A 19,945-nucleotide genomic window follows, 5' to 3' on the forward strand; every position below is an offset into this window, starting at 1 on the left:
ATATCGATATGCGATTTACTCTCCGTCAACTGCAAGTCTTCGTCGCCGTCGCCCAGCAGGAAAGCGTTTCGCGCGCTGCTGGCCTTCTGGCTTTATCCCAATCCGCCGCCAGCACGTCGATTACCGAACTGGAGCGTCAATCCATCTGCCAATTGTTCGACCGCGCCGGTAAACGCTTGAGTCTCAATGCCCTGGGCCATCAGCTGTTGCCCCAGGCGGTCGCGCTGCTGGACCAGGCCAAGGAGATCGAAGACCTGCTCAACGGCAAGTCCGGCTTCGGCTCCCTGGCGGTCGGGGCCACCCTGACGATCGGCAATTACCTGGCGACGCTGCTGATCGGCAGCTTCATGCAGCAGCACCCCGAAAGCCAGGTGAAATTGCACGTGCAGAACACCGCACATATCGTGCATCAAGTGGCGCATTACGAAATTGATCTGGGTCTGATCGAAGGCGACTGCAGCCACCCGGATATCGAAGTACAGACCTGGGTAGAAGACGAGTTAGTGGTGTTTTGCGCCCCACAGCACCACCTGGCCAAACGTGGCGTGGCGAGCATGGACGAGTTGACCCATGAAGCGTGGATCCTGCGCGAACAAGGCTCAGGCACACGCCTGACGTTTGACCAAGCCATGCGCCATCACCGCAGCGCACTGAACATCCGCCTCGAACTGGAACACACCGAGGCGATCAAGCGTGCGGTGGAGTCGGGTCTGGGGATCGGCTGTATCTCAAGGCTGGCGCTGCGTGACGCGTTTCGTCGTGGCAGCCTGGTGCCGGTGGAAACCCCTGATCTGGACTTGGCACGGCAGTTTTACTTCATCTGGCACAAGCAGAAATACCAGACCTCGGCGATGCGCGAGTTCCTGGAACTCTGCCGCGCATTCACCGCCGGCGTGCAGCGCAGCGACGAAATCGTGCTTCCCAACATTGCCTGAGGCTTAGATCAGGATGACGACCCACACCAGGGTAATCATGGTCAGGGCCACGAATTGCGCGGCGCTGCCCATGTCCTTGGCGTTTTTCGACAAAGGATGGCGATCCAGGGAGATGCGATCGATGGCCGCTTCCACCGCCGAGTTGAGCAGCTCGACAATCAACGCCAGCAGGCATACGGCAATCAGCAACGCCCGCTCGACACGGCTGACATTGAGGAAAAAGCTCAGTGGGATGAGGATCACATTGAGCAACACCAACTGCCGGAATGCCGCCTCGCCGGTGAACGCTGCGCGCAGGCCGTCCAGGGAATATCCCCCAGCATTGAAGATACGTTTGATACCGGTTTGACCCTTGAAAGGCGACATAGATGTAGGCAACTGAACCAAAGGAGTGGGGAAACTAGATCACGCAAAGTCAAAAAAGCGTGAATCGGTGAGATCTTAATGCTGCGAAATTGACTCAAGTTGTTGCAGGAGCAACGCTGCCTGGGTGCGGGTGCGCACGTTCAACTTGCGGAAAATGGCAGTGACGTGCGCCTTGATGGTTGCCTCCGAAACTTTCAACTCGTAGGCAATCTGCTTGTTCAACAAGCCCTCGCAGACCATGGTCAATACCCGGAACTGTTGGGGGGTCAAGCTGGCCAAGCCATCACGAGCGGCCTTGGCTTCGTCGGATACATTGACGTGTTCAAATGCTTGGGGCGGCCAGGACATATCGCCGTCCAACACGGCACGCACCGCCTTCTGGATATCTTCCATGGCGCTGGACTTGGGAATGAACCCGCTGGCACCAAATTCCCTGGATCGCACCACCACATCGGCCTCTTCCTGCGCCGAGACCATCACCACCGGAATCTGAGGGTACTGGCCGCGTAGCAACACCAGCCCGGAGAAGCCATAGGCACCGGGCATGTTCAGGTCAAGCAACACCAGGTCCCAGTCGGTTTTATCGGTCAGGCAGCTTTCCAGCTCGGCAATGCTGGCCACTTCGACCAGCCGGACATCCGGCCCAAGGCCCAGCGTCACCGCTTGACGCAACGCACTGCGAAACAGCGGGTGGTCGTCGGCTATCAGGATTTCGTATGTGGCCATTGATTAAATGATCCTGTTTTTTATGGGAGCCCCAATGGGTTCAAGGGTTCACCAATACACAAGGCGGCGACCAGGCAGCCATCGCCAGAGGGCGTGCTCGACGCAAAACGACGTCGAATCTCCATGCTGGCGCCTCAATCGGCGCACAGCATGCCCAGCGTAGCCTGGGGGGTCAAGCACTACGCCCGTGGGCAGTTTAGCGGGGGAGCGGGTAAGGTGCCATCATGCAAACGTCGTCTGGCTAAAGCGCTGGGACATAGGGCGCAAGACGCGTGTGCACGACATCCGTCGGGTCCAGCGGCAGCTGGAACTTGGCGGCCAGGTAGTGGGCGCTGAATACGTCAAGGTAAGCGTCCAGCACCTCGCTGGCGACCGCATCCTCGGCCAACTCCAGGCACAGCGCCGCCACTTCGGCGGTGCAGAAATGATCATCGCGCTTGGAGCGCCGCAGTTTGTAGCGCGACAGCTGCTCAGGCGCCAGGCTCAGCACCGGCAGATGTTCCAGATACGGGCTCTTGCGGAACATCTTGCGCGCTTCACTCCAGGTGCCGTCCAACAGGATGAACAACGGTCGTCTGCCCTCTTCCACCGTCACGGCACTGACGACCCGCTCCGGCGCCACGAACTCGCCGGGGAACACGACATAGGGCTGCCACTGTGGGTCGGCCAGCAGGAGCAGCAGCTCCGGATCCACTTCGGTGCGCGACCAGGCGAACGCCGTGGTGTCCTTGATGACATCAGCGATCAGCCAGCCGGTGTTGCTGGGCTTCATCGGTTCGACATCGTGCATCAGCAGGCACATGGCGGACCTGGCGGCGACCTTGGGACGCCAGGCGCACAGGCAATATTGCGCAATCACGCGGCAGCCGGAACAGCGCTCAGCGCGCGAGCCACGATTAACGAAGGGTTTGATGGCGCGCGCCAGACGCTGAGCACGCAGGCGGGAGACGGCGTGGCTCATCGGATGCGCCGCATGGACGGGTAAATCGACACAGGGTCACTCAAAATGGGTTGAAGTGGCGGCAGTTTACCAGCGATACGCCTGGCTGTAGTGGCGACGCCTCACCTATAATCGCCCGCCACTGAACGCACAGCGCAGTGGCGGGTCTATGCACCTGTAACCGAATCAGGAGAATTTCATGCTGCGTTCCATGCTGCGTCTTGTCGCCCCATCCGTCGCGCTTGCGCTGGTCCTGCCCATCGGCGCCCAGGCGGCCTCGCTGCTGGAGGCTCAAATGAACAGGAAGCTGCAAAGTGTCGCTGCTGAAAGCAACAAAGGCCTGCCGCGGGAAATCGACGAAAAAACCCTCGAAGTGGCCTACACCGTTGAAGGTATGCAGTTAATTGACCACCTGAGCGTGATGCCTGACCGCGCCGAACAGATGCGCGCCAATCCAAAGGCTGTGTACTTTCAGTTGGGCCGCAGCGTTTGCACGAACGCGGGCTACCGCGAATTGATGGCCAAGGGCGCGGTGATGCGTTATGAAATCACCGAGAACAAGAGCAACCGTCCAGTGGCCTCGGTGAAGTTTGCGGAAGCGGACTGCCCGGCGCCATCGAAGAAGAAAAAGTAACCTGGCCTTATCCTCGCGCTGCGGTCCCGCGGCGCGCTCCCCCGCTTTGACATTGTTCCTCGCCCATCTGACCGACCAATAAGCGGTTGCCAGCCAAGGCTTTTTCGGCCCATGATCAGGCCATCCCAGCCCCCCTTGCACAACGGCGCTCACGCCGTCCTGTAACATTTCCCGGGCACAAGAGGGTTGCCCTCCCGCGGACTTGAAGTGCAAAGGTTTTTAAATCAAAAGGACTATACAGAGCGCGCTTTGCCGACAGGCAAACAGGTACAACGCCTATGGCATGCAGCGACACATGCAGTGTCGTGGCCTGCGGACGATCGATTGCCGTCGGTCCAACCTCTGTGAAGAAGGAGACGTTGAATGCCTTACCAACCGAATGACAGTTTGCTACGCCATTTTGAAGAACACGGGCTCCAGCTCGCACAGCAAGTCGACGCGCAGCTCGAGCAGATAGCCCCCAACAGCCCGAATACCCCTCTTTATCGCGACATGATTCTCACCGTGCTGCGCATGGCCCAGGACGACCGCGACCGCTGGAACGCCAAAATCACCCTGCAGGCCATCCGCGAACTGGATCATGCGTTCCGGGTTCTGGAACAGTTCAGGGGCCGACGCAAAGTCACGGTGTTCGGCTCAGCACGTACCCCCGTAGAAAGCCCGCTGTATGCCTTGGCTCGCGAGGTGGGCGCAGCTTTGGCGCGCTCTGACCTGATGGTGATCACCGGCGGTGGCGGCGGCATCATGGCGGCAGCACATGAGGGTGCCGGCCTGGAGCATAGCCTGGGGTTCAACATCACCCTGCCGTTTGAACAACACGCCAACCCCACCATTGATGGCACGGAAAACCTGCTGTCATTCCACTTCTTCTTCACCCGCAAGCTGTTCTTCGTCAAGGAAGCCGATGCGCTGGTCTTGTGCCCTGGCGGCTTTGGCACCCTGGATGAAGCGCTGGAGGTGTTGACGCTGATCCAGACCGGCAAGAGCCCTCTGGTGCCGGTGGTGTTGCTGGACGCACCAGGTGGCGGGTTCTGGCAAGGCGCCTTGGACTTTATCCGCAATCAACTGGAGGCCAATCGCTACATTTTGCCGACCGACCTTAAGCTGGTAAGGCTTGTGTACAGCGCCGAAGAAGCTGTAGAGGAGATCAATCAGTTCTACGCCAACTTCCACTCCACGCGCTGGCTGAAACGCGAGTTCGTGATGCGCATGAACCATCCGCTCAGCGAGCGCGCCCTCACCCACTTGCAGACGGAATTTGCCAGCCTGCGTTTGAGCGGGGAGTTCCAGCAACTGGCATATACCGGGGAGGAACATGATGAGGCGAAGTTCAGCCACCTGACGCGATTGGTGTTCAACTTCAATGGACGGGATCAAGGTCGGTTGCGGGAGCTGGTGGACTACATCAACCTACCGGAGAACTGGGCGCACGCCCAAGGCACGGCGCAGCAGCGGGTGGCACCGGAGCCGGCGTGAATCCATAAACGCAGAACGCAAAAAAGGCCCGCTATTTTCATAGCGGGCCTTTTTGGGTGTATCAGGGGATCGTATTGAGTGGCTATGGGTTACGTCACAGTTTGTCGGAACAAATCTCCGGCTCTCAGTCGTCCATCTCTCGACCGCTGAGCAAGCGGCTGATCATGTCCATCGGAAACCCGCGATAACTCAAAAAGCGTCCTTGTTTTGCACGTTCCCTGGCATCGATTGGCAAATGACCAGAGAACTTGCGGCGCCAGGTATCCTCCAGTTGCGACTGCCAATTGATACCGCACTCGCGCAACGCGAGGTCGATATCGCCACGCTGCAAACCGCGCTGGCTCAACTCCTCGCGAATTCGCGCGGGGCCGTAGCCGGAACGGGCTCTATAGGACACAAAGCTTTCAAGGTAACGGGATTCGGAAAGCAGACCCTCTTCCGTCAACCGGTCGAGGGCGGTTTCGATCATTTCGGGCTCCGCGCCGCGCTGACGCAGCTTACGCGTCAGCTCGACTCGACCATGCTCGCGGCGAGCGAGCAGGTCCATTGCAGTGCGCCGAACGGCGACGAGTGTATCCAGTACAACAGTCATCGCTGGCTTCAGATGTCGGTATCGGCTTCTTCCATCTCGTCAACCGGCTCACGGTTGGCGGCAGCTTTCACATCTGGTGCTGCGGTCAGCAGCTTGTCGCGAATCTGCTTCTCAAGCGTAGCGGCGATGTCCGGGTTATCCGCCAGGAACTTGGCCGAGTTGGCCTTGCCTTGACCAATCTTGCTGCCGTTGTAGGCGTACCAGGCACCGGATTTTTCAACGAAACCGTGCAACACGCCCAGGTCAATCATCTCGCCGTTCAGGTAAATGCCCTTGCCGTAGAGAATCTGGAATTCAGCCTGACGGAATGGTGGAGCCACCTTGTTCTTCACAACCTTGACGCGAGTTTCGCTCCCGACAACCTCGTCACCTTCCTTCACCGCGCCAGTACGACGGATATCCAGGCGGACCGATGCATAGAACTTCAACGCGTTACCACCCGTGGTGGTTTCCGGGCTGCCGAACATTACGCCGATCTTCATACGGATCTGGTTGATGAAGATCACCAGGCAGTTCGCGTTCTTGATGTTACCGGTGATTTTACGCAGTGCCTGGGACATCAGGCGGGCTTGCAGACCCACGTGCATGTCGCCCATTTCGCCTTCGATTTCAGCCTTGGGCACCAGTGCCGCCACGGAGTCGACCACGATCACGTCGATGGCATTGGAGCGCACCAGCATGTCGGTGATTTCCAGGGCCTGCTCACCGGTGTCCGGCTGGGAAACCAGCAGGTCATCGACGTTGACGCCCAGCTTGCCGGCGTACTCAGGGTCCAGGGCGTGCTCGGCGTCGACGAATGCGCAGGTGGCGCCCATCTTCTGCGCCTGGGCGATCACCGACAGGGTCAGGGTGGTTTTACCGGAAGATTCAGGACCGTAGATCTCAACGATACGGCCTTTTGGCAGGCCGCCAATGCCGAGTGCGATATCCAGACCCAGAGAGCCAGTGGAAATAGCCGGGATCGCCTGACGGTCGTGATCGCCCATACGCATTACGGCACCCTTGCCGAATTGACGTTCGATCTGACCCAGGGCCGCAGCCAAGGCTTTCTTCTTGTTGTCGTCCATTAAAGTCCTCACGTAATCAATAAGGCCTGACGGCCAACACCTGTATAAGTAGACAGTATTGTTCCACAAAGATCGGAGATCGCCTACCCCTGATTTTCTATTTCTAGTGCAGCTCGTCGCAACAAGCCCTCCAGCGCAGCTTTTACCGTTTGTCGACGGACTTCGTCGCGGTTGCCGGAGAAGTGTTCGCGCTGTGCCGTGACCGCCTCCCCCACGCCGAACGCCAGCCACACCGTACCCACCGGTTTTTCCGGCGAACCACCATCCGGCCCTGCCACGCCGCTGACCGCCACGGCGAACCGCGCCAGACTTTTCTCCTGCGCGCCACGCACCATCGCCTCCACCACCTCCTGGCTGACAGCGCCCACCTTGTTGAACAAGCCCTCCGGTACATTCAACTGTCGAGTCTTCTGCCGGTTGGAATAGGTGACATAACCTGCTTCGAACCACGCCGAACTGCCGGGAATCCGCGTGATAGCCTCGGCAATACCGCCACCGGTACAGGACTCGGCAGTGGTGACATGAGCATTGAGCACCTGGAGTCGGCGCCCCAGTTCAGCGGCAAGTTGAGTGATTTCGTTCACGGTCGTCTCCGGGAATGAGCGGGCGTTCGCCTACCCTACAGGAGCAAATCGCACACGCAAGCGACAGGCTGCATCAGGATGCTAACGCGCGACGGCGTGCACATACGCCTGGCACGCACGCAAGGCAATCACGGCGTTATCGCCGTCATCGGTGATGGCGATAATTCGTTGAGCATGCGCCGGGTCAAGTCGGGCTCGCGGGGCTGCATGAACCACGCCGCCGGCGGGGGCGGGGGCTGGCACCGAGCTGCCATTGGCGGGTTCGGTGGCGTCGAGAAGGACTGACAACCGCACATCAGCAGTGGCCAGGCGATCACGCAAAACCGCTTGATGACGTTGGGCATCGCTTAACTCCTGAGCATGCTGTCGGTCGCTGGCATTGAGCTGTTGCTCAAGAGCCAGGCGCCTGTCTTGTTCGGCCTGCTGCTGATGCAACGCCTGCCGGGTTTGTTGATCGAGCGCCTGCGCGTGCACGGCCGACAACCGCTCAAGCTGTGCGTCATATCGCCAGGCCTGAACCTGCCAGGTCAATCCCGCCGCCATAACCAGCAGCAGGAAATAACCGAGCAAGCGGTAGGACGCTAGGAAGCGCATAACACCGCCTTCGCCCTCGCCCATAGCTGCATACGATGATCCAGGCCATTGAGGCCGCCATTGATACGTCGAGTAATGGTGGTGAACTGGTCCTTGTCGGCCAACTCGTTCAGGCCGTTGCTCTGCCAGAACCAGGCGGCGGATTCACATGCCCATTGGGGTTGTTCCAGCAGTTGAGGCTGGGCCAATAACCGTTCGTCACCGAACAGCGCCCGACTGCACGCCAGGTAATTGCGACGCCCAGTGATCTGTATCAGCCCCCTGCCTCGGTACTGCTGGCCGTCGCCATCCGCTTCAGGGGTATTGCCCAGTCTGGCGGCAAGGGGTCCGATGTCATATTTGCTCAGGTAGCGATCACTGCCCAGTTCGCGCAGGTACTGCAGTTCGCCGGATTCGTGACCGATCTGGGCGAGGAACGCAGCGATGCGCTGGGGGCTGGTAATCGAGTGCCGGGCCATCGCCGCATTTATGGCAGGCAAAAAAAGACCCGCTGTGAGGCGGGCCGTTGGCATGACGTGGACAAGCTGGGGAAGCGTAATCAGCATGGTTTCTACTCTGCAAAAAGGTCTAGATCGACAACCCACCCGCCACAATCGAACTGCGATACCCCGTCACCGGGTCGCCCACATGGGTAACCTGGATAATCGACCAGCGCCCTTGCATATACGAGGGCCAGCTTTCATCCAGGCGCAGCAACCCTTCGGCGGCGAGCAGCGGGTTGCCAGGGCACTCGATCTGCAGTTTCAAATCTTCCCGGCCCACGCGTCGCAGTTCGGCTTCGGCCACGGCACGGGCTTCGGCTTCGTTCTGGCAGCGTTGGCGCAGGTTTTTGAACGGCGCGATGCCCACCTCCACGACATGCTGCTTAGCCCCCACGGCATCCCACCAGGTCACGCGGCAGCCCATATATTTGGAGCGCGACTGCTCGTCGAGCTTGGCGGTGATGAATGCCCGGTCGCCGGGGCGGTTGTCTTGGGTCACGGATAGCGTCACCTCCGGCAGCAGCTGGCCCGAGAGCGAATGGACCTTGCCGGCTTCCGCCAGCACGTACAGTTCGTTGATCGGTTTGGTGACGGCGCTGTAGCGACTGGCCAGGCGCGTGATAAATGCCATGTCGCTTTCGTTGGATTGATCGATATGGGGGATCGGAATGCTTTCCAGTGCCGGCGCGACGCGGGGTGAATAGCCATGTCGACCGATGACCTGGCGAAACAGCGCGCCCAGGGTGGTGGGGCCGTAACTGGCGGAGCGGCGCTGTCGGTAATGGCTGGGGTCCACCGCGCTGAAAGGTGCGGCGGTGGCGACGATCAGCAGGCGCATCGGAAACAGCACGGGAGTGCGCTGCATGATGACAAACTGGCCTTTTTCCACCAATCCCGACTCCTGATAGCCGACTCGCAGGCCGATCTTGCCGCTCAGGCTCGGCAACCCTTCCAGGCCCTCGATGTTCAGTGTCAGTTCGAGCCTGTCGGCTTTGATACCGGCGGCGTCGGTGTGGCTCCAGTGCATCAAGCGTTGATTGAGCAGCGCCGCATTGGCGCCGTAGAACTCGACGATCGGGGTGAATCCCTGTGCCATGCAGCCTCCTCAATCCCACGCTGAAACAGGTTGCGACACCGTCGGCCGCGCGGGCATCTCCGGCACCACCACCCACACGCCGGCCGGCAACACCGGGCCATGCTCGGCCAACTCGGGGTTCAAGCGCCAGAGGGTTTCTTCAGCTGCGTCGTCGCAGCGCCCCAACTCGCGGTAAAGCAACAGGTTGACCGAATCGCCGGCAATACTTCGCACTCTACGCATTGACGAATTCCTCCAATTCAAGGGTCCAGGCCACGACCATGGCGGTGCCGTCATCGATCACGTTGCTTTGGGTTTCCACCAACGAATTGATACGCCACAAGCCCCAGTTACGGCCAATGCCATCGACCAGGGGCAATGGCGCCCGCGCATCCTGCAACGCGCGCAATTCGTCCAGGCGCTGCATGCCCACGGCGTACATCGCCATGCCGCTGAACGAGAGCTTTTCCAGTTGCTGGCCGTTCTGCCGTGACTGCGGCTTGCTGGCAATGATTTCCAGGTTGCTCCAGCCGCCGTAACTGCTATGGATGAGCGAGGCGTAGGCGAAGCCACGGGACAGGCCAAAAATAAAATCGCCCAGTACCATCTGTTGTCGCATCAATCACCTCCTGTATCGGTCAGTGCCGCGTTGCGTCGAATGCCCAGGGAATCGGTGACCATGGGCATGCATTGAAACTGCAGGGCTTGCATCACCTGGTTGACGACCTGCTGGGCCTCGGCGGGGTTGACGCCAGTGATCTGGATACTCGGTGAGATCGTGACCTGGACGTTATCGGTGCGAGCACTATTGAGTTCCTTGCTCAGCGTATTCGGCGCGGGCAGGCGATCACTCGATCCGAACAGTTTGTCACCGATCCAACTGCCCGCTTCGCTGCCCAGCAAGCCGCCAATGGCGCCGCCGACCGCGGTGCCGACTCCGGGAAAAATCAAGGTGCCGATCGCCGCGCCAGCGGAAGCCCCGGCCCAGGCGCCACCGGCGGTGCTGAGACCGGCGCCGACAGCCTTCGCGTCGCCATTGCGCACGCCCTGCACCACGTCAATGGCGGTGTCGACATACTTCAGCGGCCCGAGACGGCGGGCGCCGGCGGACTCCAGCTTACTCATCACTCCGGTCAGCCCGGAGGCCGGTATTTTGGGCGCGTGAGTCACCCCAGGCACGGCTGAACGCTCGTGACTGGAGTTCTGCGTGTGCGGCTGGGCAGTTGCGCGCGCGTCGGCAGGCAGAGGCACGCCGCCACGTTCCAGGTTTTCAATCAGCCCAGGGGCTCTGGCTGGGAGCGGTTGGCGCAGGTCGGCGTGGCTCGTTCGGCTATTGACCTGCGCGTCGCGCGGCTGCAGGCCCTGCACCGGGGCAACGGCATGGAAACCTGTGGACTGAGCCGGGAAAAACGGTTGCATCAGGCGCTCAGGCAAACCACGCAGCATCGACATCGCGCCGCGACCTTTCAGGGGTGCAAGCCTTGCGGCAGGCGACCGCGCCCCAGATGCCGGTTTCTTCTGAGGGCCCTGTTTCTTCGGCGTGCTCTGCGCTTTGCGGTTTTTCTGGGACTTAGGCTTGGAGGTAGGCTTTTTCCCGGCGGACGGGGCTCTGCGAGCAGGACGGCGGCTACTCACCGGGGCTTGGGTTGCGGTGGCGCAGCAGCATGGTTGGCTCTTTTTGAAGCCATCGCTTTTGAACAGTTTGCCAAGCCCGCCAGGCAGTTTGCCCAGCGTCAGATCGAGCACGTTGCCTGTCACCCGGCTTTTGATCGTGTCTCCCATGCCCGAGAAAAAGCCGGTAACCACCGGTGAAAACATCGGCAGAACCACGGCCTCCGCGGTTTTGACAGTGGTGGCGGCGGCTGGCGACTCGCCGGCCCAGGCGTTGGCTTTGTCGGTCACAGCGGTCTTGGTTCGCAGCCACACGTCTTCCCAGAGTACCGGTGCGGGTTTAAGCGTCGTGGAGAGGCGCTCCTCACTCTTTGCCGACGACTCCCGCAGTTGCGCTATTGTTTTTTCCTTGACGGCCGGCGCAGCGAACGATTGTTGAAAAGCGGCAACGGGATCGAGGGCCTTTACGTCGAGCAGCGTCATGGACTCACGGACCAGATGCTGGTCTTTCGATGTACTCGACTTAACTTCAGTCGTTGCCTTTTGTTCGGTCCCCTTGCCGATTTTAGACGCCTCACTGTCCACCGCCTTAAGCTGCGACAAGGAGGTTTGCAGCGCGTCCACACTGTCACGCAGTAACCCCAGGGCCAGCGAAAGACCGTTGAGTTGCACGCCGGCGTTGGTCAGCGCCAGACTCATCGAAAACAAAGGCGCCGCCTCTGCGTGACTTCCAGACGCCAGAGGGCCTGGGTTAACACTGTCGGCACCCTGCGCGCCGTCTGAGTGGCGAAATACACCCTGGCCATCCTTGACCACGGCATACGCGAGCGAATACTTGTCCTGCATCCCGCTTACTCCTGTTTAACGCCAAGGCGAGTGATCGCAATGTCGTAGCGGCGCAATGCTTTTCCGGCGTCCCAGTCGAGGATCTCCGCCTCGTTGACCGAGTAGATCAGCGGCACCACGTCGAGGATTACCTCGATGTCGCGTTCCGAAAGAAGTCCGCCGGTTGATTTAAAAAATCGTCGATCCGCTCCTGCAGCTCGGTCCAGTCGGGCACGGTCAACCCCGACAGGTCAGGGATCATCAACCCTGTGCAATGGGCGGTAATAAACTCGGCGCGCTCTTTATTGGTGGCGAGCTTTTTCATCACCTTGGTGGCGCGCAGAGCCGGCATCTCCAGAGGCAGTTCGGTCAGGGTTCGGCCGGCTGCTTCCAGGGGCAATAGCAGTTGCACGGGCTGGTCGTAAGGCGGCGCCTCGTGGGCATTCAGGAAAAACGACGCCGGGCGTGTCGACATATCGTGCACGTATTGAGCGATGCTTACGTAGTCCGGGCGTTTCAGCTGATCCAGCTCTTTTTCCGACAGGCCGGTGGCGAGTTTCGCCAGTTCAAAGAACTGGTCGTCCTCGTCGTCACCGGCCCGGGCCAGCGCATCTTTTTGCGCGGCGTAGTACAGCGGTTTGAGTTGCACCTGCTCGATCGTTGCACCGGTGTCGGCGGTGATCGGAGACAGCAGGTGATGCAGCGGTGGCATCCAGGCCATGAGGCAATTCCTTGTTCAAACAAGGGGCGAGCGTGCTCGCCCCAAGGGGTTTAAGGCATCAGCACGGCGCGGCGGGCATCGCCCAGAATATCGACACCGTTGAGCACGAATTTCTGGGTGCGCACGTCGATATCAATCACCGGGATGCCATTCTCCAGTCGGGTGTAGGTGCGGCAGGACAACTCCAGCGTGGTCAGGGCTTTGTCGCCCATTTTCAGCTTCGCTTCATCGAGTGATTTGAGCTTGCCGCCGACGGTGTGGTAAGTGAAATACGTTTTGCCGTCCTGGTCCTGGCCGGCCTCACGCACGTTCAGCAGGATGTCGTCGCTCATGCGCACGCCCAGGGCCAGCATGATTTCCGGGCCGGCGCCTTGCAGCACCAGCGTGGCGCCGAGCACCTTGCCGCTCTTGGCCATTTCCTCGGCAATAAAGCGGCCGCCGGACATGGATTCCATCTCGAACTCGATCTTCGGCGGGGTGAACTCTTCCACGGTCGCGGACAACGGCAGGCCTTGGAGGGTGGCCGCAATGGCCTGTCTGACTCGGTTGGTAAACATTAGAGAACGTCCTCCAGGAACTGCTCGATGATTTCATCGCGGGCGTTGAGTTGATAAATCATGTGTTCGTTTGGCGCGTAGCGGCCGTAGTCGATGACGATGAACCAGGTGCCGTTCTTGTACTTCTCGACGCTGTTCAACTCGGGGTGCAGGTACACGCTGCCGCCGGGAATGGTTTCGTCGACGACCAGGGTTTGCAGCCAATCGTTGATGCGCTTGACCTCCTGGTCCATGAAGGACTTGGTGAGGTTCTTGGCCATGGCTTTCTGGCCGGCCTTGACCAGCTTGCGGCTGATGGCATCTTCCAGGCCGACATAGCTGATGAACTTACCGGTGATGGAACGGTTACCCAGCAACGAAAAACCGCCAAGGATGGTGCGGGCGTAGTAGCTGATGCCATAGCGATTGAGCAGGTCGCCTTCGGTGGAGGTATCGAGGATGTTGTACTCGACGACGCGGGAAACGTCCTCGGCGAACGTCACCTGATTACCCGGGCTCTCCCACTGTTTGACCTTGGCAAGCGCAGCGATGGCCAGGGACGACGGCGACAGGAACACGTTTTTCTTCGCCGCCTTGGAGTACACCGACGGCATGTTGTGCACCAGCAGGCAACGATCGAAACCGAGGTCGGCACCGCCCAGTTCGCCGCTGTAGGTGACCTGGTCGGCAACACTGGCATCTTTGCCATCGAGCACGACACGTGCCTTGATGCGCTTGCCGAACGCGGCGAACTCGCCGGCCACGGCCTTGGTGCCGGTGAAGCCTGGAGCGCCGATGATGGTCAAGTCTTCGGGGACGCTGCTCAGGGCGGCCAGGCCCAGTTTGCGGCCGGTCACCGGCTCGTTGCCGCCGATCACGTTGTTGAGGGTGTCAGCGGGCGTCGCGCCCTCCTCCACAATCACCACGTAGACCGGCACCTTTACGACTTTGAGAATCTGGTAGACGGCGTGGAACAGCGTGCCCGACTCGGCCCCGGTGGGGTCCAGCAGCGCCTGGGTGGTGAAGCTATTGATGCGAAGCGGTGCGTTTTTCGGAATCGACGCATGGGCGTTCGGCGCGGTGCCGACCAGACCGATCACGTTGTCACCCAGGCCACCCATGGCCTCGGGGGATTCGGTGGCATTCACGGTGATGCCGTTGTGCTCGAAGTTAAGAACCTCAGCCATGGTTATTCAGCCTTCTTGGGGGTGGAGTTGAGGACGCTGGTCAGTTCCAGACGGCCGGCGGTGCGCAGGGCGGATGCTTCGACGTCCAACAGTTCGAGCTCCTCGCCGACGGTGGACCAATGGCCCTTGCCGGTGGGGAATGGGATGAGGACGGTGTAGGTTTGGCGGTCAGACATGAGTGGAATTCTCCGGGTGTAGAACGCCAAAGCCCCTGCGGGGAGGGGCTTTGGGGAGGCGAAAAAAAACCGCTTTCGCGGTGAGGTTATTTGAGAAAGGGAGGTTTAGATGGCCACTCGACCGCGTCCGGGTCGCTGCCTTGGTCCGGGATATCTCGCAGGCCCTGACGATAGGTTAAAAACGCAGCCTTGTTTGACTCCTCCATTGGATAATCTGGCATAGCCGCATAATCACTGGCAGCCAGATCCTGGTCGCGAGCACTACGAATTACCTGCCACTTGATTAGCGGATGAAGTTCAGCAGGTACAAAAATCGGTTTCATAATTTCTCCTTAATTCAACGCCAACATAGTTCCCCAGTCACCTGGACTAGTAACAACACCCGTACATGCACCTGCCAGCATCACCTCGACAACCCCGGATGCGGAGTTGCGCATTGGGTGCAGATGATAATAAGCACCGAAGAGCTCGGTGGGTGCTACAACCGCAGAGCACCAGCGCCATTTGCCTTTTTCTACCCCTGTGCTCCAAGCACCAGCAATTGCCCCCTCTACAACTCGGACAAAAGCCCCCAATGTAATGTAAGAGTTAAGCGGCACCGCGCCAGTCCCATTTGCAAGCGCCGTATCTACGGTGTAGGGGAAAGCCAGCCACGGACTCACACCGGCGGTTGCCCATTTCAACTGCCACACGTTGACGATAGTTCGCCAGTACTCACTGGCCCTAATATCAAATTCAGGAAACTGTTCACGCACGTCCGCCTGTACCTGCAACATGAAGTCCACATCCGCCTGCGGGCGTCCCGTGGCTTGAGAGGTAGCAGTTATCGAACGAAGTTTGTTGCAAGTTACTTCACCATGAATACCCCAGTTATCAATCAATTTCCCGTCGGCGCTGGGGTACAAATTGAAATTTTTAGTCACCGCCAGCCTTGGCAAGCGATTTTTAAGATCCAACAATTGCGCTTCATAGGCACGTCGTGCCTCAGCAATCGCTTTATCAATCTCTCCGACCTTTCCGGTGATAACTTGGGTAAGGTTATTCGCTGCACTGACCACGGCGGCCAGTTGTTGTTCTGTACTCAAAATATGATCTCCTTATCTTTTACAATGACCAGACAGTTTCTCAATTTAGAAAGCCGACAAAACTAGATGCCGCCGCCAACACTTTCGAGTTTCATTACTCGAAACATGAGCCCTACCCCTCTGGCCATGTTGTCTACACTGGCTGCGGACAACGCTGCCAACTCATCGATCAACAACACATTCAGATTTTCACTCCCCACCACAATCACCAAGCTATCCCCCGGCAACGGCGAAACATCCAGCGTAAACTTCTGCAGTACCCGAGCCGCCGCCGCTTTATACGTCAGCAACTTCCCGGCGACGGAATACACCGCCAACAACGTCCCACTGGCGAGATAAAAACCAAACTCGCCAATTTCATATTCACCGTCGCCATCAAACAGCGCGGCCATCCTGAGTTGGTGGTTGCCCAGGTCTTCATAATCCACGATGGCGACCCGCTGGCGTTCGTCGCGCAAGGCCACTTCGCTGCCGTCCGGGTTGTAGCGCCCGGTGCCGGCGCCAATGTGGGTTATTTCACCTTTCAAACCCTGGTTCTTTGCCTGCAGCACTTCATCCAATCCCTTGGAGGTGAAGCGCACCAGGCGCGTAATGTCATCTGTCATGGCTGCGCCCTGAGGTCGTAGTCGTTAATGGTGTAGTGCCGGGCGACGCCTGCACTGTTTAGCCCAGCAACCAGCGCCAATTCAGGCAATGCGCCGCTGAGCGAAAACTCCCCGTCGCTTAAGGGGGCCTCGAGGACTTGCGCAAACGCAAGCTGACCTGCGGTTTCATGCACGATGGTGATCGTCGCCTGATCCCGCTCGCTCTTGGCAGCGTTGATACGCCGGATCAACCGGTTATGGTCGCCACTGGACCAGCTGCGCCCAATAATGGCCTGCACGTCGAACGTATAGGGCACACCCAAAGGCCGCTGCTGGTACCAAGCGCTGATGTTGGGAGTAAAACCCAGTGACTCCACCGCATGGCTCAACGCCTTGGGTGTGCCTGCCTGACGCTGAATCTGCCAGGACAGGCCCACGGTCAGGCGCTTCTCTGTTTCGGTAGCGTGTGCATCCCATTCGCTGACACCGCGGTCGGCCGCCAGGTAGGGAAGAAACTCGACGGGCGTCAGCAGCGGGTTCATTAAGGCGGGAAACGGCGGTATAACGCGGTCGAGCAATGTGCCGAAGCCTACGTCCAACGCCTTCTCCAACGGTGAGCTATTGGCCGGCAACAGGCTCGCGGTGATGTCACTCATAGCGTGCGTACCTCCACCTCGACACCGGTGCAGTAAGGGGCCTGGAAGGCCGTGGTGACGATAGGCTCCAGGGGTTCGAGAATCTGCAATTGCGCCGCGCCGGCGCTGTGAATGGCGTAGTCGATCCAGCTGGGGTCGACGCGTCCTTCAAGGCGATGGCAGGATTCCGCATAGGTTTGCAGCAGACGTTGCGCCGCGACCTGGGTCAAGCCGGAGTCCGGACCGGCGTTGATCCTGGCCACTACGCGGATCTTGTAGGGAAGAATCTGCGCACTCTGCACGCTGACCAGGTCGGTTTCCGGCCGCACATCCGGCCGTGCGAAATGTCGTCGTACACCGTCAAGCAAATCGGCGGATGCAGTGCCATCACCCTCTCGGGACAGCACGGTGACCATCACTTCGCCTGGGGCGGTGCGTCGTCCATTGCCGTCCTTGACCTGGGCTGCATAGCCGTCAGGATCAAAGGTGTAGCTGACCGTGACCAGCCCTGGTGTAGCGCTTTGTACCTTCACCGACGGCCGCTCGCCCAGGGTGAAGACCTCGCGGCGGTACTGCATCCGCGAACCCGCCGCCGGCGCATGGGGCGCCAGGTAATAGCGCAGGCGGGCATCGTCGTCACTTTCCAGGGTCGGCGGCACGGGCGGGAATGCCGCCGGGTCGCCGGGGTCGAGCACCTGGCGCTCCAGCCCCATGTCGGCCAGGCGTGCATCCAGGTTGCTGCCGTTGGCCCACCAGGCCAGCATCTGCTTGATGCGGGCGTTGTATTTGCGTTCATGGGTTTGCAGGCGCACGCAGAACGCTTCCAGGGCCAGGGTCAACAGTTCGCTTTCATTGTCCAGGCTGACCTTGAGCTTGGCCGCGCTCTGCGGCGCACGGCTGGCAACGTAGTCGATGACGAACGCTTTGAACTCCGCCAGCAAGGGTTCGAACGCATCCACGGCGATAAGGGCCGGCTCCGCCAGTTGGTTCTGGCCTGGGATCAACATACTCATGTCACGACCTCGAAGGTTTGTTGACGGTTTTTCCAGGTGCCGGCAAAGCGCAGCAACAGGCCGGCGCCTTGCCGCGTGGCGACGATGACGTCGGGTTGAAAGTCGGCGATGCCGTTCTGGGTGTTGTAGAACGCCTGTGCCGCGTGGCTCTGGGCGAGGATCAGCAGGTCGTCGCCCAAGTTCCGGCCGAGCAACTGCGGGATCAGCGAGCCGTACAACGGACGTTTCTGGCGACTGCCCACGGGGGTAGTCAGCGCTCGGGTGGCACGCTGCACAAACTGCAGCCAGTCATCGACGGCTGCCCCGGTATTCCTATCGATTCCGATCATGGCAAATCCTTATGCGCTGCTGATCACGCGGCCCTGGTGATCCACCACCGGGCCGCTTAAATGCACGCCGCCGGCATCCAATCGCAGACCGGCAGCGCCGAGTTGCAGAGTGATGCTGTCGGCCATCATCACCAGATTGGCGGCGCCGACGTTTACGATCACTTGTTCACGAGAGCCTGTGACGGTGGTGGGACCATTACGCCAATTGAATACGTGACTGGCGTCGTCATATTCGCTTTGAGTACCGTCCTGATGCTGGCGACGGGTCAAGGTTGCAAGGCTGGAGACCGGTGGAAACAGACTACTGTTCAGGCCGAACAGGGCTACGGACTGTGCGCCGCCTTCCCCGCTGCCATAGTTGAGCAGCAGGCACTGTTCGCCCACTGAAGGGATGCGGGTTTCCGTCTGCGCACCGGCACTGGGATTGAAAAAACGAATGGCCGGGGTGAGCAGATCGCCGTGGCTGACCTTGCAGGTATGACTGGCGGCGTCGACTTGCTGGCATGTGCCGATGCGGCAGAAGCTGTCGGCGCGGCGGTACAGGTCCTCGAGCTGGGTTTCCATTTCCGCCAGCCGTTCGATGATCGGCCCCAGCTGCATGCGTAGCAGTGCTTCGAACATGGACTACTCCTGCAGTGGGCGGTATTGATCGGGGTCGTCGATATTCGAGACTTCCCAGATGCGGGCAACCAGCGGTATGCCCGTGGGATCGTCGAGCAACGACGGGCCGAGGTAGAGGTTTTGGGTAAAGGAAACCGTCCAGGTGTCGTAGTCCGTTTCGCTACTGACGGATATCGAGGGCGCTGCAACGATGGACATGGGCAGGTCGCAATGCTCGGGCGGCAAGCCCCAGCGGTTGTCCAGGGCCAGGTCCATCAGTTGACTGGCCAGGTCACAGGTATCGAAAGGCGCCGAAGCGTTGGTGATGGTGGCCGTGAGCGAGACCAGCAAGGCATGTGCCTTGCGACCTTCAAGGGTGCGAGTGCCGGAGCCGTTGCGCTCCACGTTGATCAGGATGCCGCTTGTATCCGCAGCGCCCGCGAAGTCCCGGTGATTGCCCACCCTCAAGTGCGGAAACACCGACTTCAATACCGCTGCGATCGCGGCAGGCAACTGGGAAGGTTTTTCGATAAGTGTCATGTCGTTGCTTCCTTGCAGCGATTACTGCTGATCCGGGCGTGAAGTCGGCGTCTCGTTGACCCCAATTCGTTTGGCCGCCCAACGCTCGTAAAGACCAATGGCCACGTCGGCCCCCGCCATAGCGGTGAGGCATCCGATGGCGCCGGCGGTCCAGATCGACATTCCGGCGGCATAACACAGCATCAGGGCTGAAACCCCACAGACCATGCACGCTCCGGACCTCAAGGCCAGACGTCGAATCAACGACCAGCCGCGGGCACCCTCTTTGTCGGCGCGCCACATTTCGCCGGACACTCCGCCGATCAGGGCCAGTGCGATCACCAGCCAGATAGGCATTTCCGCTAACGCTTGCTGCTCGTTTGTCATGTCACGCCTCCTGGCTGAGCAATGCCGGCTGAACGCCGGTTTTCCGGGTAAATCCATTTATAGGTAGGCATTCCAAAAAGCCCGGTCGCCCGGGCTTTTCAGTAATGCTGTCCTCGAACGTTCGGCGCTACTGGCGCGGTACGGTTCTTTCCTCAATGTTTTTCCGACCACGATCCCTGTCTGCCGGATAACTGCTTCTGGTGCTTTACGCTGCACACCCGGGTCAGTTGCCAACCCTCTGAACCGTTAAGGCCGGTTCATCGCTG

At 59.9% G+C, this 19,945-nt stretch carries 28 protein-coding genes; 3 read left to right on the forward strand and 25 right to left on the reverse strand.

Translation table 11 applies throughout. The features are described 5' to 3' along the window. Positions 1 to 8 precede the first annotated feature (8 nt). On the forward strand, positions 9 to 935 hold the full coding sequence (locus tag OSC50_RS18405; protein ID WP_266248177.1) for a LysR family transcriptional regulator: 927 nt from the start codon (positions 9 to 11) through the stop codon (positions 933 to 935). Positions 936 to 938: 3 nt separating this feature from the next. Here the strand turns inward: OSC50_RS18405 and OSC50_RS18410 are convergent, their stop codons facing one another. The 3 genes from OSC50_RS18410 to OSC50_RS18420 all read right to left on the reverse strand — a co-directional run bounded on the left by OSC50_RS18410 (position 939) and on the right by OSC50_RS18420 (position 2,988). Continuing rightward, the gene (locus OSC50_RS18410; RefSeq protein WP_248075753.1) at positions 939 to 1,301 is read right to left on the reverse strand and encodes a diacylglycerol kinase; all 363 of its coding nucleotides are present in this window, start codon (positions 1,299 to 1,301) and stop codon (positions 939 to 941) included. A gap of 75 nt (positions 1,302 to 1,376) precedes the next feature. Beyond that, positions 1,377 to 2,027, reverse strand: a complete 651-nt coding sequence (gene erdR / locus OSC50_RS18415; RefSeq protein ID WP_253510826.1) for a response regulator transcription factor ErdR — start codon at positions 2,025 to 2,027, stop codon at positions 1,377 to 1,379. 241 nt (positions 2,028 to 2,268) lie between these two features. Continuing rightward, entirely contained in the window at positions 2,269 to 2,988 is a 720-nt protein-coding gene (locus OSC50_RS18420) for a tRNA-uridine aminocarboxypropyltransferase (RefSeq protein ID WP_253510823.1), read from the reverse strand. A 178-nt stretch (positions 2,989 to 3,166) separates the two neighbouring features. Here OSC50_RS18420 and OSC50_RS18425 point away from each other — a divergent pair, with 178 nt between their 5' ends. Beyond that, complete coding sequence (locus OSC50_RS18425; protein WP_253510820.1) at positions 3,167 to 3,601, forward strand: PA3611 family quorum-sensing-regulated virulence factor; 435 nt, start codon at positions 3,167 to 3,169, stop codon at positions 3,599 to 3,601. A 363-nt stretch (positions 3,602 to 3,964) separates the two neighbouring features. Continuing rightward, positions 3,965 to 5,077 carry an LOG family protein gene (locus OSC50_RS18430; RefSeq protein WP_266248171.1) on the forward strand — a complete coding sequence of 371 codons (1,113 nt, stop codon included), beginning with the start codon at positions 3,965 to 3,967 and terminating at the stop codon, positions 5,075 to 5,077. Between the two features lie 124 nt (positions 5,078 to 5,201). Here the strand turns inward: OSC50_RS18430 and recX are convergent, their stop codons facing one another. From recX to OSC50_RS18540, 22 genes are all read right to left on the reverse strand, one after another. Continuing rightward, on the reverse strand, positions 5,202 to 5,669 hold the full coding sequence (recX, locus tag OSC50_RS18435) for a recombination regulator RecX (RefSeq protein WP_181080566.1): 468 nt from the start codon (positions 5,667 to 5,669) through the stop codon (positions 5,202 to 5,204). Positions 5,670 to 5,677: 8 nt separating this feature from the next. Then, positions 5,678 to 6,736, reverse strand: coding sequence for a recombinase RecA (gene recA, locus OSC50_RS18440; protein WP_123714828.1), 1,059 nt, complete (start codon positions 6,734 to 6,736; stop codon positions 5,678 to 5,680). Between the two features lie 83 nt (positions 6,737 to 6,819). After that, the gene (locus OSC50_RS18445) at positions 6,820 to 7,320 is read right to left on the reverse strand and encodes a CinA family protein (protein ID WP_181080565.1); all 501 of its coding nucleotides are present in this window, start codon (positions 7,318 to 7,320) and stop codon (positions 6,820 to 6,822) included. An 81-nt stretch (positions 7,321 to 7,401) separates the two neighbouring features. Beyond that, on the reverse strand, positions 7,402 to 7,914 hold the full coding sequence (locus OSC50_RS18450; RefSeq protein WP_181080564.1) for a lysis system i-spanin subunit Rz: 513 nt from the start codon (positions 7,912 to 7,914) through the stop codon (positions 7,402 to 7,404). Continuing rightward, the gene (locus OSC50_RS18455; protein ID WP_253510807.1) at positions 7,902 to 8,459 is read right to left on the reverse strand and encodes a glycoside hydrolase family 19 protein; all 558 of its coding nucleotides are present in this window, start codon (positions 8,457 to 8,459) and stop codon (positions 7,902 to 7,904) included. The genes OSC50_RS18450 and OSC50_RS18455 overlap by 13 nt, the downstream gene beginning before the upstream one ends. Before the next feature lie 22 nt (positions 8,460 to 8,481). Next, positions 8,482 to 9,492 carry a contractile injection system protein, VgrG/Pvc8 family gene (locus OSC50_RS18460; RefSeq protein ID WP_266248167.1) on the reverse strand — a complete coding sequence of 337 codons (1,011 nt, stop codon included), beginning with the start codon at positions 9,490 to 9,492 and terminating at the stop codon, positions 8,482 to 8,484. Between the two features lie 9 nt (positions 9,493 to 9,501). After that, positions 9,502 to 9,714 carry a tail protein X gene (locus OSC50_RS18465; RefSeq protein WP_181080561.1) on the reverse strand — a complete coding sequence of 71 codons (213 nt, stop codon included), beginning with the start codon at positions 9,712 to 9,714 and terminating at the stop codon, positions 9,502 to 9,504. Beyond that, complete coding sequence (locus tag OSC50_RS18470; RefSeq protein ID WP_253510800.1) at positions 9,707 to 10,090, reverse strand: phage tail protein; 384 nt, start codon at positions 10,088 to 10,090, stop codon at positions 9,707 to 9,709. Before OSC50_RS18470 ends, OSC50_RS18465 begins: the two co-directional genes overlap by 8 nt. Further along, on the reverse strand, positions 10,090 to 11,928 hold the full coding sequence (locus OSC50_RS18475; RefSeq protein ID WP_266248166.1) for a glycine zipper domain-containing protein: 1,839 nt from the start codon (positions 11,926 to 11,928) through the stop codon (positions 10,090 to 10,092). Before OSC50_RS18475 ends, OSC50_RS18470 begins: the two co-directional genes overlap by 1 nt. Positions 11,929 to 12,055: 127 nt before the next feature. Beyond that, complete coding sequence (locus OSC50_RS18480) at positions 12,056 to 12,628, reverse strand: phage tail assembly protein (protein ID WP_266248165.1); 573 nt, start codon at positions 12,626 to 12,628, stop codon at positions 12,056 to 12,058. 50 nt (positions 12,629 to 12,678) lie between these two features. Continuing rightward, positions 12,679 to 13,185, reverse strand: coding sequence for a phage major tail tube protein (locus OSC50_RS18485; protein ID WP_266248164.1), 507 nt, complete (start codon positions 13,183 to 13,185; stop codon positions 12,679 to 12,681). Then, positions 13,185 to 14,351: a phage tail sheath protein gene (locus tag OSC50_RS18490; RefSeq protein ID WP_266248163.1), complete on the reverse strand. Its 1,167-nt coding sequence runs from the start codon at positions 14,349 to 14,351 to the stop codon at positions 13,185 to 13,187. The genes OSC50_RS18485 and OSC50_RS18490 overlap by 1 nt, the downstream gene beginning before the upstream one ends. A gap of 2 nt (positions 14,352 to 14,353) precedes the next feature. Then, positions 14,354 to 14,527 carry a hypothetical protein gene (locus tag OSC50_RS18495; protein ID WP_181080555.1) on the reverse strand — a complete coding sequence of 58 codons (174 nt, stop codon included), beginning with the start codon at positions 14,525 to 14,527 and terminating at the stop codon, positions 14,354 to 14,356. Between the two features lie 86 nt (positions 14,528 to 14,613). Next, entirely contained in the window at positions 14,614 to 14,850 is a 237-nt protein-coding gene (locus tag OSC50_RS18500; protein ID WP_266248162.1) for a tail fiber assembly protein, read from the reverse strand. A 9-nt stretch (positions 14,851 to 14,859) separates the two neighbouring features. After that, the gene (locus tag OSC50_RS18505) at positions 14,860 to 15,612 is read right to left on the reverse strand and encodes a hypothetical protein (protein ID WP_266248161.1); all 753 of its coding nucleotides are present in this window, start codon (positions 15,610 to 15,612) and stop codon (positions 14,860 to 14,862) included. Between the two features lie 62 nt (positions 15,613 to 15,674). Continuing rightward, positions 15,675 to 16,217, reverse strand: a complete 543-nt coding sequence (locus OSC50_RS18510) for a hypothetical protein (protein WP_266248160.1) — start codon at positions 16,215 to 16,217, stop codon at positions 15,675 to 15,677. Then, entirely contained in the window at positions 16,214 to 16,852 is a 639-nt protein-coding gene (locus tag OSC50_RS18515; protein ID WP_181080551.1) for a phage tail protein I, read from the reverse strand. Before OSC50_RS18515 ends, OSC50_RS18510 begins: the two co-directional genes overlap by 4 nt. Then, a complete protein-coding gene (locus OSC50_RS18520; protein WP_253510778.1) occupies positions 16,849 to 17,844 on the reverse strand; it encodes a baseplate J/gp47 family protein in 996 nt (331 codons plus the stop codon). The genes OSC50_RS18515 and OSC50_RS18520 overlap by 4 nt, the downstream gene beginning before the upstream one ends. Continuing rightward, positions 17,841 to 18,173, reverse strand: coding sequence for a phage baseplate protein (locus OSC50_RS18525; protein ID WP_181080549.1), 333 nt, complete (start codon positions 18,171 to 18,173; stop codon positions 17,841 to 17,843). The genes OSC50_RS18520 and OSC50_RS18525 overlap by 4 nt, the downstream gene beginning before the upstream one ends. Positions 18,174 to 18,182: 9 nt before the next feature. Next, the gene (locus OSC50_RS18530; RefSeq protein WP_266248159.1) at positions 18,183 to 18,794 is read right to left on the reverse strand and encodes a phage baseplate assembly protein V; all 612 of its coding nucleotides are present in this window, start codon (positions 18,792 to 18,794) and stop codon (positions 18,183 to 18,185) included. 3 nt (positions 18,795 to 18,797) lie between these two features. Continuing rightward, positions 18,798 to 19,313: a hypothetical protein gene (locus OSC50_RS18535; protein ID WP_253510773.1), complete on the reverse strand. Its 516-nt coding sequence runs from the start codon at positions 19,311 to 19,313 to the stop codon at positions 18,798 to 18,800. Positions 19,314 to 19,334: 21 nt separating this feature from the next. Further along, positions 19,335 to 19,679 (reverse strand): phage holin family protein, encoded by a 345-nt coding sequence (locus OSC50_RS18540; RefSeq protein ID WP_181080546.1) that lies wholly within the window; start codon positions 19,677 to 19,679, stop codon positions 19,335 to 19,337. Between the last annotated feature and the right edge of the window lie 266 nt (positions 19,680 to 19,945).

This window comes from Pseudomonas quebecensis, from assembly GCF_026410085.1.
Classification (GTDB): domain Bacteria; phylum Pseudomonadota; class Gammaproteobacteria; order Pseudomonadales; family Pseudomonadaceae; genus Aquipseudomonas; species Aquipseudomonas quebecensis.

Bases quoted from the DNA above. Each gene is read 5' to 3' on its own strand.
- OSC50_RS18405 (WP_266248177.1), top strand. From the start codon at position 9: ATGCGATTTACTCTCCGTCAACTGCAAGTCTTCGTCGCCGTCGCCCAG.
- OSC50_RS18410 (WP_248075753.1), bottom strand. From the start codon at position 1,301: ATGTCGCCTTTCAAGGGTCAAACCGGTATCAAACGTATCTTCAATGCT.
- erdR (WP_253510826.1), bottom strand. From the start codon at position 2,027: ATGGCCACATACGAAATCCTGATAGCCGACGACCACCCGCTGTTTCGC.
- OSC50_RS18420 (WP_253510823.1), bottom strand. From the start codon at position 2,988: ATGAGCCACGCCGTCTCCCGCCTGCGTGCTCAGCGTCTGGCGCGCGCC.
- OSC50_RS18425 (WP_253510820.1), top strand. From the start codon at position 3,167: ATGCTGCGTTCCATGCTGCGTCTTGTCGCCCCATCCGTCGCGCTTGCG.
- OSC50_RS18430 (WP_266248171.1), top strand. From the start codon at position 3,965: ATGCCTTACCAACCGAATGACAGTTTGCTACGCCATTTTGAAGAACAC.
- recX (WP_181080566.1), bottom strand. From the start codon at position 5,669: ATGACTGTTGTACTGGATACACTCGTCGCCGTTCGGCGCACTGCAATG.
- recA (WP_123714828.1), bottom strand. From the start codon at position 6,736: ATGGACGACAACAAGAAGAAAGCCTTGGCTGCGGCCCTGGGTCAGATC.
- OSC50_RS18450 (WP_181080564.1), bottom strand. From the start codon at position 7,914: ATGCGCTTCCTAGCGTCCTACCGCTTGCTCGGTTATTTCCTGCTGCTG.
- OSC50_RS18455 (WP_253510807.1), bottom strand. From the start codon at position 8,459: ATGCTGATTACGCTTCCCCAGCTTGTCCACGTCATGCCAACGGCCCGC.
- OSC50_RS18460 (WP_266248167.1), bottom strand. From the start codon at position 9,492: ATGGCACAGGGATTCACCCCGATCGTCGAGTTCTACGGCGCCAATGCG.
- OSC50_RS18465 (WP_181080561.1), bottom strand. From the start codon at position 9,714: ATGCGTAGAGTGCGAAGTATTGCCGGCGATTCGGTCAACCTGTTGCTT.
- OSC50_RS18470 (WP_253510800.1), bottom strand. From the start codon at position 10,090: ATGCGACAACAGATGGTACTGGGCGATTTTATTTTTGGCCTGTCCCGT.
- OSC50_RS18475 (WP_266248166.1), bottom strand. From the start codon at position 11,928: ATGCAGGACAAGTATTCGCTCGCGTATGCCGTGGTCAAGGATGGCCAG.
- OSC50_RS18480 (WP_266248165.1), bottom strand. From the start codon at position 12,628: ATGGCCTGGATGCCACCGCTGCATCACCTGCTGTCTCCGATCACCGCC.
- OSC50_RS18485 (WP_266248164.1), bottom strand. From the start codon at position 13,185: ATGTTTACCAACCGAGTCAGACAGGCCATTGCGGCCACCCTCCAAGGC.
- OSC50_RS18490 (WP_266248163.1), bottom strand. From the start codon at position 14,351: ATGGCTGAGGTTCTTAACTTCGAGCACAACGGCATCACCGTGAATGCC.
- OSC50_RS18495 (WP_181080555.1), bottom strand. From the start codon at position 14,527: ATGTCTGACCGCCAAACCTACACCGTCCTCATCCCATTCCCCACCGGC.
- OSC50_RS18500 (WP_266248162.1), bottom strand. From the start codon at position 14,850: ATGAAACCGATTTTTGTACCTGCTGAACTTCATCCGCTAATCAAGTGG.
- OSC50_RS18510 (WP_266248160.1), bottom strand. From the start codon at position 16,217: ATGACAGATGACATTACGCGCCTGGTGCGCTTCACCTCCAAGGGATTG.
- OSC50_RS18515 (WP_181080551.1), bottom strand. From the start codon at position 16,852: ATGAGTGACATCACCGCGAGCCTGTTGCCGGCCAATAGCTCACCGTTG.
- OSC50_RS18520 (WP_253510778.1), bottom strand. From the start codon at position 17,844: ATGAGTATGTTGATCCCAGGCCAGAACCAACTGGCGGAGCCGGCCCTT.
- OSC50_RS18525 (WP_181080549.1), bottom strand. From the start codon at position 18,173: ATGATCGGAATCGATAGGAATACCGGGGCAGCCGTCGATGACTGGCTG.
- OSC50_RS18530 (WP_266248159.1), bottom strand. From the start codon at position 18,794: ATGTTCGAAGCACTGCTACGCATGCAGCTGGGGCCGATCATCGAACGG.
- OSC50_RS18535 (WP_253510773.1), bottom strand. From the start codon at position 19,313: ATGACACTTATCGAAAAACCTTCCCAGTTGCCTGCCGCGATCGCAGCG.
- OSC50_RS18540 (WP_181080546.1), bottom strand. From the start codon at position 19,679: ATGACAAACGAGCAGCAAGCGTTAGCGGAAATGCCTATCTGGCTGGTG.